General features: G+C 49.5%; 8 protein-coding genes and 3 pseudogenes. 7 read left to right on the top strand and 4 right to left on the bottom strand.

The window, feature by feature from the left end; genetic code table 11:
* Positions 1-51 precede the first annotated feature (51 nt).
* The 5 genes and pseudogenes from AB4Z33_RS01785 to AB4Z33_RS01805 all read left to right on the top strand — a co-directional run bounded on the left by AB4Z33_RS01785 (position 52) and on the right by AB4Z33_RS01805 (position 4,121).
* Positions 52-897, top strand: a complete 846-nt coding sequence (locus tag AB4Z33_RS01785; RefSeq protein WP_442048235.1) for an ABC transporter ATP-binding protein — start codon at positions 52-54, stop codon at positions 895-897.
* Positions 894-1,610, top strand: coding sequence for an ABC transporter permease (locus AB4Z33_RS01790; RefSeq protein WP_442048236.1), 717 nt, complete (start codon positions 894-896; stop codon positions 1,608-1,610). The genes AB4Z33_RS01785 and AB4Z33_RS01790 overlap by 4 nt, the downstream gene beginning before the upstream one ends.
* Before the next feature lie 311 nt (positions 1,611-1,921).
* On the top strand, positions 1,922-2,827 hold the full coding sequence (locus AB4Z33_RS01795) for a DMT family transporter (RefSeq protein WP_442048237.1): 906 nt from the start codon (positions 1,922-1,924) through the stop codon (positions 2,825-2,827).
* Between the two features lie 357 nt (positions 2,828-3,184).
* Positions 3,185-3,283, top strand: a pseudogene (locus tag AB4Z33_RS01800) (LuxR C-terminal-related transcriptional regulator); the annotation flags it as partial.
* A gap of 55 nt (positions 3,284-3,338) precedes the next feature.
* Positions 3,339-4,121 carry an SDR family oxidoreductase gene (locus AB4Z33_RS01805; RefSeq protein WP_442048238.1) on the top strand — a complete coding sequence of 261 codons (783 nt, stop codon included), beginning with the start codon at positions 3,339-3,341 and terminating at the stop codon, positions 4,119-4,121.
* Between the two features lie 50 nt (positions 4,122-4,171).
* Here the strand turns inward: AB4Z33_RS01805 and AB4Z33_RS01810 are convergent, their stop codons facing one another.
* Both AB4Z33_RS01810 and AB4Z33_RS01815 read right to left on the bottom strand, forming a co-directional pair.
* On the bottom strand, positions 4,172-4,624 hold the full coding sequence (locus AB4Z33_RS01810) for a multicopper oxidase domain-containing protein (RefSeq protein WP_442048239.1): 453 nt from the start codon (positions 4,622-4,624) through the stop codon (positions 4,172-4,174).
* 111 nt (positions 4,625-4,735) lie between these two features.
* Positions 4,736-5,016, bottom strand: a pseudogene (locus AB4Z33_RS01815) (SDR family NAD(P)-dependent oxidoreductase); the annotation flags it as partial.
* Between the two features lie 133 nt (positions 5,017-5,149).
* On the opposite strand from AB4Z33_RS01815, the gene AB4Z33_RS01820 reads away from it, so the two are divergent.
* Positions 5,150-5,365 (top strand): helix-turn-helix domain-containing protein, encoded by a 216-nt coding sequence (locus tag AB4Z33_RS01820; protein WP_442048240.1) that lies wholly within the window; start codon positions 5,150-5,152, stop codon positions 5,363-5,365.
* Between the two features lie 61 nt (positions 5,366-5,426).
* Positions 5,427-5,600: pseudogene (locus tag AB4Z33_RS01825) on the top strand (small acid-soluble spore protein H); the annotation flags it as partial.
* A 139-nt stretch (positions 5,601-5,739) separates the two neighbouring features.
* Here the strand turns inward: AB4Z33_RS01825 and AB4Z33_RS01830 are convergent.
* Together AB4Z33_RS01830 and AB4Z33_RS01835 are read right to left on the bottom strand one after the other, a co-directional pair.
* Positions 5,740-7,356, bottom strand: coding sequence for a glycoside hydrolase family 13 protein (locus tag AB4Z33_RS01830; protein ID WP_442048241.1), 1,617 nt, complete (start codon positions 7,354-7,356; stop codon positions 5,740-5,742).
* Positions 7,357-7,360: 4 nt separating this feature from the next.
* The coding region (locus tag AB4Z33_RS01835) for an MGH1-like glycoside hydrolase domain-containing protein (protein ID WP_442048242.1) at positions 7,361-9,164 on the bottom strand (1,804 nt) is incomplete at its 5' end.

Below are 9,164 nucleotides of genomic sequence, written 5' to 3' on the forward strand. Positions count from 1 at the left end.
ATGTGGAACGGAGCTTACAGGCTACACGTGTCAAGGGAAGGTGTAATCGTCATGCAATCGATTATTGAGGTTGAACACCTCGAAAAGCTTTACAAAAAGAAGCAAGCCCTGAAGAAAATCAGTTTTCGCGTTCAACGGGGCGAAATATTCGGGTTTCTCGGTCCCAGCGGCTCGGGAAAGACGACTACGGTGAAAATTCTTACCTCTCAACTGCTGTACACATCGGGGCGGGTGAACGTGCTTGGAAGCGATCCTGGACGAAACCGGCATTCCTCGTTTTTGGGCAAAATCGGTGTGCTTACGGACAACAGCGGCTTGTACGAGCGTCTTAGCGTATATGACAATCTTGTGCTGTTTTGTCGGTTGTACGGCGTGGCGGATCAAAGAATTGAAGCCGTTCTAGAGGCGGTCAATCTGATCGAAGACATGTACACGGTAGTCGGGCGGCTGTCCAAAGGGATGAAGCAGAGGGTTACGCTGGCAAGAACGATCCTGCACGAGCCGGACATTCTTTTTCTAGATGAGCCTACGTCCGCTTTGGATCCGGTGAACAGCGGCCGCATTCAGGAAACGCTGCGCGAAATGAACCGTCGGGGGACGACCATCTTTTTGACCACGCACAATATGCAGGAGGCCGAAGACCTTTGCCACCGCGTTGCGTTTCTGAACAATGGGGAAATTTCAGCTCTAGACACCCCGCAGGCATTGCGTTTGCAGTACGGCGATCGCTCCATTACCGTGACGACCCGGGAGGGGAAGCAGGTTATGGAGCAAAACGAAGCGAGTGCGGATCATGTAAGGAGCTTAATGAACAGCGGAGAGCTGCTGGCCATTCATTCCAATGAGCCTACGCTTGGCGATATTTTCGTGAAACTGACGGGGAGGGGACTTGAATGACGTTCTCTATGCGCCGTTTCAAAGCGATCGTCAAGAAAGAATGGAAGGACGCGATTCGGAATCCGCAAATTTTATTGAACGCGGGCATGCCTATTTTGATTGCCGTATTATTCAACCAAAAAGGGGCTGATCCGAGCGACCTTTCGTTTATCTCTGTTCCTATACTGGTTACCATATCCATTACCGGAGCTTTCGTTCAAGCGAATATGATCGCGGAAGAGAAAGAGAAAAATACGCTGCGTTCGTTAATGCTGTCGCCGGCTACGAAACTGGAGGTGCTTGCGGGCAAAAGCGCGACGACCACCTTATTTGCAATTATTGTCATCGCAGCGTGCTTGGCCATATCCGGCGTACCTCACGTCAATTACGCTTACTTGACGGTGTTGGCGATTTTATTGCTTCTTATCTTTATGGCTTTGGGTACGGTTATCGGCCTTATCGCGCGAACGGCATCGGAATCCTCCATCGTCGGCCTTCCCCTGCTTCTGCTCTTTATTTTCGGACCTATTTTTGTTCCCGATCTGGATATGCCCGCCTTGATGAACATCATTAACTTGCTGCCCTCGCATCAATTCGTGCTGGCGGTAACCGAGCTTCATCAGGAGGGCGGACTTTCTCCGATTCTAGGGAATTTGACCAACTTGATTGTATGGACGCTTATATCGGTGGCGTTATGCTTCCTCGTGTATGGGAAAAGACGGTTCGATAAGTAAAGCAGCGACGGCGCTATGCCAATAATAATGGAGATGGAGGAGTTTCGATGAATAAATGGATCAAAAACATCATTTTTGGCGTTGTCCTGCTCGCTGTATGCCTGGTTGTAAGAAAGCTGTGGTTGCCTGACGGGATCTTCGGTCTTTTCGATTAATTGCGATTGAAATCATTTAGCCTGAATGGGAGGCCGAACCTTCTGTCAGGCTTTTTTTATATAGAGACATAGTTTACCCATTAAACAAAGTCTGCTAATCTAGAATGATGGAAGCGTCTAGGCCTGGCATAAAATTATGAAAGAAGTTGAATCTTTGTGGGTTACATTCTGTTGCTGCTCGCGACATTGGCTTGGAGCTTCGTCGGAGTACTTGTCAAGACAGCGTCGACAATGGTGGACAGTTCGATTGTTTCGTTCGCGCGCTTTTTTTTCGGAGTCATTTTTCTTGGCGTCTATCTGTTTATTAGGGATGGCAAGCTTCAGCTTCGCATGGGGATGAAGTGGATTTGGATTGGTGCAATAGGGAAGGCCGCCAATTATACCTTTGAGAATATCGCGTTAAAAATCGGATATTCCTACGGCAATATTCTCGTCCAACCGGTTCAGACCGTCGTACTCTTGTTTGCGGCAGGGCTGTTGTTCAATGAAAAGATAACGGCGCGCGGATGGATCGCGGCTGCGTTTTGCGTCGTTGGCGTTATCGTCGTCGGCTGGAATGGAACGCCGATTGGCAAGCTCGCGGAGGGAAGCGGTCTGACGTCGGTGCTGTTCACGCTTGCCGGGATCGGCGCTGCCGTTCATGTATTAAGCCAACGAATGCTTCTCAAGAAGATGGATAACGGCAACATGAACTTATCGGTGTTCTTCCTGAGCACGTTAATCGTTACCGTTCCGATTCCGATCCAATCCCAAGGATTTATAGGTCCGGTTAGCGTATGGGCTTGGGGAGCCTTGGTGCTGCTTGGCATCATTACGGGTCTCAGTTTTTATTGGTTCGCGGAGGCCATCAAGCGGGTACCGTTCGCAGTCGTAGCCATTGTCGGCAACTGTACCGTTCTCTTTGCGTTATTGTGGTCGTTTTTGTTTTTTCAAGAGCCGATCACGATCTACCTGATTAGCGGTACGTTCATATTCGTAGCGGGAATTCTATTGCTGAATTTCCCGATACCGCGCCGAAGCGTCAAGGGGCTGCGCAGGTCCCCGACCACACTGAATAACTGAACAATGGGGAGTGTCGATTTACTCGTTATACCGAAAACTTATACATGATTATCCTTTCAAAAGATTTCGTCTCCATTTTGTCATTCATTTGGCTCTATTACAGTTGTACTAGCCTTTTGATTGGATTTCATCCAATCAAAAGGCTAAGAACGGGCTGAATTCAGGGTTTGATTGGATTTGGTACAGTCAAATGGAAGCCTACGGGCTGCTGGGTGCAAAAATGCCGGATTTGACTGCATGTTTTCCAATCAAGTGTCACTTTATCGGCGAATGTGCCCGATTAGACTGTATGAAATACAGGCAAGCGAATAGGAGTAAATGAGGACCTGTGCTTCGGATTTAGGACTGGATTGACCAACAGTCAAGAATCATGTTTCCAACGTCATTGCCAAGCTGGAATTACGCGATCGGACCCAGGTGGCTATTTTTGCGGTAAAGCATGGAATCGGTTTATAACGTTCTAAAGAAGGGTATAACGGTTCATATTCGGTTATCCAAGGAGGCTGCGAGTATGAGCGTGTTATTGAAGGATAAAGTAGCAGTTATTACGGGCGCGGGTTCTGGCATAGGCCGTGCGGCGGCGCTGCATTTGGCTCGGAACGGAGCAAATATATGCCTGTTCGATCTGAATAATAATCGGACCGAAGAGGCGGAGCAGGCTATTCACGATATGGGAGGGCAATCGTTATTCGTGGACGTGGACGTATCGGATCCGCAGCGGGTGCAGCAAGCGGTGCAGGCTGTGATCGAGCGCTTCGGGCGGATCGATATCGTATTCGCCAATGCAGGCATCAATGGCACGCTTGCCCCGATCGAGGACTTAACGCCGGAGGCATGGGACGAGACGCTGTCGACCAATCTGAAGGGAACGTTCTTGACCGTGAAATACGCGATTCCGCATATGAAACAAGATGGGGGCAGCATCATTATTACGAGCTCCATCAACGGAAGCCGGAAGTTCTCCGGATTCGGCATGTCGGCCTACAGCGCATCCAAAGCGGGCCAAGTCGCCTTTGCCAAAATGGCCGCCCTGGAGCTGGCCCGCTATAAAATCCGCGTCAACGTCATTTGCCCGGGAGCGATCGAAACGAATATCGGCGAAAATACCGATCGCACGAAGCAGGTCGATAAGATCAGCATTCCCGTCGAATACCCAGAGGGCAATCAGCCGCTTGAGCACGGTCCGGGCCAACCCGAGCAGGTAGCTGACCTGATTCTGTTCCTCGCCTCGGCGCAATCCAGTCATATCTCTGGAACAGAGGTATTCATAGACGGGGCGGAAACACTGTTATAGCAAATGGAGCGGGATGCTCTGCATGGCCTTTAATACAAAGCATCTGAAGCTTACCTGTGTGGTTTATAAACCTCAAAGGGACGCATCATTTCGAGATCTTCATGCTCAAGCATGTGGCAATGCCACACGTAACGTCCGGTGAAGGGCCCAAAGCGGGCTATAATGGTTGTGACGTAAGCAAAAGGGGCTTGAACCGTATCCTTTAATCCCCCCTCATAGGGGTGAGGAGGAGACGGTGGCCCCGTGAAAACAAGGGTTCTCGTTTTTTGAAATTGAGTAACATCAAAAGGCTGGCGTTCGATAATTTGAAAATCGACCAAATGAATATGGATGGGATGAGGATCATCATCGACGACGTTGATGAGTCGCCAAATTTCAACCGTATCCACTTCGATTTTTTCGGATATGCGGTCCATCCACATTTTAGCACCCAGTAAGTTCAAAGACCTGCCGTATCGATCCTTGAATCGATCAAGCGTTAAATATCTTGTTCTCTTTGCCATCGTTGTTGGCAGTCGTTCGATTTCCCCAAGGTAATAAGGAATAGAGCTCGTATCTATGCTTTTCAATGGAACGAAGTGTTTATGGGGCAAATCATTTATTCATTTAACGTATAGAATATCAAATTGATAGTCACCCGTACGTTGGATTAACGCGTCATCTAATGCATCGTACAACGCCTTGACATCCTTAGCAGCATTAAGCTCCAACCCCAGCGCGAAAGCCGCTCCTCCATTTTGCTCAATCAAGCGGACAACTTCCTCGGCGGCATCCTTGCTTCTGCCATAGTGAACGGAAACCAAAGCACCCTCTTCTGCTAAGCGCAACGCGATGGCGCGTCGATCCCCCGGCTTGCTCCGGTAACGAGCGCAACTTTTCCATTCAGCTTTTTCATTTTCTCATCATCCTCTTCTTATTTCACTTTCAGTTTTAACATAGAAGGGATTTTGAGATGTTGCAGTCGTATTCGAAGCCGGATAATTGGCTAGTATGGTGGTAAACGGACTTTTTTGCAGGAGGATAATGAAATGAAATTCGAACTTGGCCGTTGTTTGCTGCAAGAGCGATTAGCGGAGGCCGGAATGACCGAAGAAGAGCTAGCCCAAGCGTTGCTCTACAAACGTGAGTTGATCTCCGATTATATGGAAAACAAGAGAGTGATGCCCTTGAAAAACGCTGTTGCCATCGCTCGTACGGTTGGTTGTAAGGTCGATGACCTGTATGAATGGATTGCCCCTGAATAGTTGACGCCTCATGCGCGCACAATGTAATTGGTAACGAAAAGAAGCAGAGGAGGCTAATACGATGAACATCCAGCGGGCACAGGAAATTGCGGCTTCGCCGACCATGGAGAACGTAGAGTATGACGGGGTTCGTATTTATATCCAGCATGTGAATGAAGAGAATGAGACAGCCAGAATATATCCGATCGATCAACCCGAGCAAGAGCAAGAAGTTCCCTTGCGAAGCCTCTCTGAACCTTCTTCGCAAGTGGCTATGGACGTCGAGCAAGTTGCCTGCAGGGTTCAAAGCGATTCCTAGTACCGCAACACGCGCAAAAAAACCGCAAGCGGGGCACTTTAACCAAAGTGTCAAGCTTGCGGTTTTTTAAACCTCATTATATTACTCGGTATACAATCGCCTCGTAAGGCAACATCTCAATGATCGTTTCTTGATTGGTTCTTTCGGCATTATTGCTAATGACGATGTCGCCAAGCTTCTCAAAGCCACACTCCGCGATGTTGCAGGTTGCGGGTTGATCCGAGATGTTCAGCAGAACGAGCCAGCATTCCTCACCCATCGTTCTCGTATAAGCGTAAATCTGCTCATGCTGGTCCAAGTAGGTTTCAAATTGTCCGTAAACCATAACCTCATTGCTTTTTCTTAATGCGATAAGTTGTTTATAGTAATAATAAACGGAGTTGTCATCTGCCAAGGCTTGCTCGACATTGATTTCTTTGTGATTCGGATTGACGCCAATCCATGGTTGGCCTTCCGTGAAGCCGGTTTGCGGCTCGGCGTTCCACTGCATAGGGGTACGGGAGTTATCGCGCGACAAGTGCTGCAGCTCCTTCAGCACCTCTTCCGGGTCGCGGCCTTTCCCGACTTCTTCTTTATACTTGTTTCTCATCGCTATATCATTGTAATCGTCGATGGAATCGAAACGAATGCCTGTCATCCCGATTTCTTCACCTTGATAAATATAAGGCATGCCCGGCAAGGTGTGAAGAAGGGTGGCAAAACATTTGGCCGACTGCTCGCGATATTCGGCATCGTTGCCGAAGCGCGTTACAAGCCGCGTATGGTCATGGTTGTTCAAAAACTGGGAGTTCCAGCCTTTGCCCCACAAGCCGTCATACCATCGCTTCTGGATTTGCTTGAAACGATGCATATCCCAATGGGCCATATAATCGCATACTTCGAAGTGGAACAACGTATTTAATTCGCCGCGGTCCTCGCCAACGTAGAGCACGCCGTCATCGGGGTTCACGAACGGAATTTCACCGACGGTAAACACATCGTAATGCTTGATCACTTTATCATGCATTTCCTGCAAGTACTCGTGAATGCCGGGATTGTTGCCCAAATACGAAATGTTCTCAGGCTGCTCGGAATCAGGGAAGCCAGGAATTTTCGCTAGCAGGTTGATCACATCCATTCGGAAGCCGTCGATCCCTTTATCCAGCCAGAAACGCATCAAAGCATAAACTTCTTCACGAACCTTCTCGTTCTCCCAATTCAAATCCGGCTGTTCGGCGGAGAAGGAGTGGAAGTAATACTCGCCCGTTGTTTCATCAAAGGTCCAAGCGGATGGAGCGAAGTAGGAGCGCCAATTGTTCGGTTCCTTGCRCCAAATGTAATAATCGCGCTTCGGGTGATCGACGGATGAACGCGACTCCTTAAACCAACTATGCTGATCAGACGTGTGGTTAACGACAAGATCCATAATGAGCTTCATGCCGCGATCATGCACGGCAGACAGCAGCTTCTCGAACGTTGCCATCGTGCCCGCCTTTGGCATAATCGAACGGTAATCGGCAATGTCGTATCCATTATCAACATCGGGCGAATCGTAGCACGGGTTCAACCAAATGACGTGGGCGCCCAGGCCTTGAATGTAATCCAGCTTGCTATACACGCCTTCAAGGTCGCCATAGCCATCACCGTTGCTATCATAAAAGCTGCGCCAATACACTTGATAGACGACCGCTTCTTTCCACCAGGTTTTGTTCATGTTGTTATCTACCCTTTCCTACTTCAACCGCATAGCCCGTCGTATTACGGAGCACATTCACATGCAGGTCTTGATTCGTCGTTGATCTTTGTAATTCGATACTTAAGTGGCCTCCGCCAATGGCAATTCGTTCAATCTTCAAGGTGTTCATCCCGCTTGGCATAGCCGGATGAAGCCGAATGGTTCTGGTTAAGGCATTGGGGAAAAGCCCCAAAGTTGATTGCGCTAGCACGACCGATACGGCGGCAGACCAGGCTTGCGGAGAGCATGTCGTCGGATAGGGGACGACGCCTTCGCCTTCACCCGCATATCCGCAAAACAATTCAGGGAATCGCGCATCATCGAAGGATAAAGAGGCTTCCAGCAAGCTGTCCATCAGCTGCACCGCTTCCGCCGTATAACCGAGACGGCTTAAGCCCAGCAGGATGAATCCATTATCATGAGGCCATACGCTGCCGTTGTGGTAGCTCATTGGATAATACCCCGTCGATTGATCGCTCATCGTTCGAATGCCGAAGCCGCCATTCATGTCCGCCGCGCTTAATCGCTCCGCCACCTTCGCCGCGCGATCTGTCTCCGGCAACCCGCAGAAGAGCAGGTGACCGGGATTGGATGTAACGGATTGAACAGGCTCTAGGCCGCGTTCAAGCGCTATGGCATAGTATTGATGTTCATCCATCCAATAGCGGGACTCGAATTGCTCCCGAAGATGGTCGGCCTCTTGATGCAGCTTCGTTCCCAGTTCGACATTGCCAAGGCTATCAAAGATCGCAGCGAGCTGCTGCTTGGCATAGTAGACATAACCCTGAACCTCGCTTAATGCAATAGGAGAGGACGCCAGACGTCCATCCGGATGGACGATACAGTTCGGCGAGTCCTTCCACCCTTGGTTGGGGAAGCCGAGCTCGGCTTCTTGATGGTAGGAGAGAAAGCCTCCGTATTTGCCGGAGGTGTTGTCAATCCACGCTAGAGCCTTTGTTACGGCAGGTGTTAGCTCTCGAACCAGATCTAGATCGCCAGTCCACTTGACGTATTCGGCAAGGACGACGAGAAATAACGGCGTTGCATCGACGGTGCCGAAGTATGGGCCGAACGGCGATTGTCCCGTAGCGACCAATTCGCCAAATCGTTTTTCATGCATGATTTTCCCTGGCTGCTCGTCTCGCGTAGCGTCATATCTGTCGCCTTGCCAAGCGGCCAATGTGCGCAAGGTTGCCTTTGCCGTCTCCGGTTGCAGCATTAGCATAGAGAGAGAAGTAATTAAGCTGTCTCTGCCGAACGGAGCCGCAAACCATGGCAGGCCGGCCGTAGGCATCTCGCCAAACCCGTAGTCAGACAACAACATCTTTAAATCCTGCACGCTTCGGTTAAATACACGATTAAATTGCGGATGATCGGTTTCTGCCATCATTCTTTCTTCCGTCCATGTACGGTAGCTGTCGGAGAGGGCCGTTAATCCTGATTTGAATGCTATGAAAGGTGTCTTTTTCAAACAATCCCACTGAGGGGTAATCATAAAATGAATCGAAACCGACTTGCGCGGCTGTAACAGACTGGAGAAACGAACATTACCGGCTTCACTCACCTCGGCAGGCTCCGAATCCCACTGAATGTGTATGAAGCGCTCCACGCCGTCCAAACCCGAGTATTGCAACGTTATAGCTTCGGAACCATAATCGGCATGACTGATTTGTCCAACCTCGCCGGTACGGTATTTGCGAACGAGAAACATATCTTGGAAGTCCCGGATGCCCGTCCTGCCGATATTGATCTGAAGTTTGGAGCGGACTTCCAAGATATGTTTCTCG

Origin of the sequence: Paenibacillus sp. 2TAB19 (genome assembly GCF_052115185.1) — a bacterium.
Classification (GTDB): Bacteria; Bacillota; Bacilli; order Paenibacillales; family Paenibacillaceae; genus Pristimantibacillus.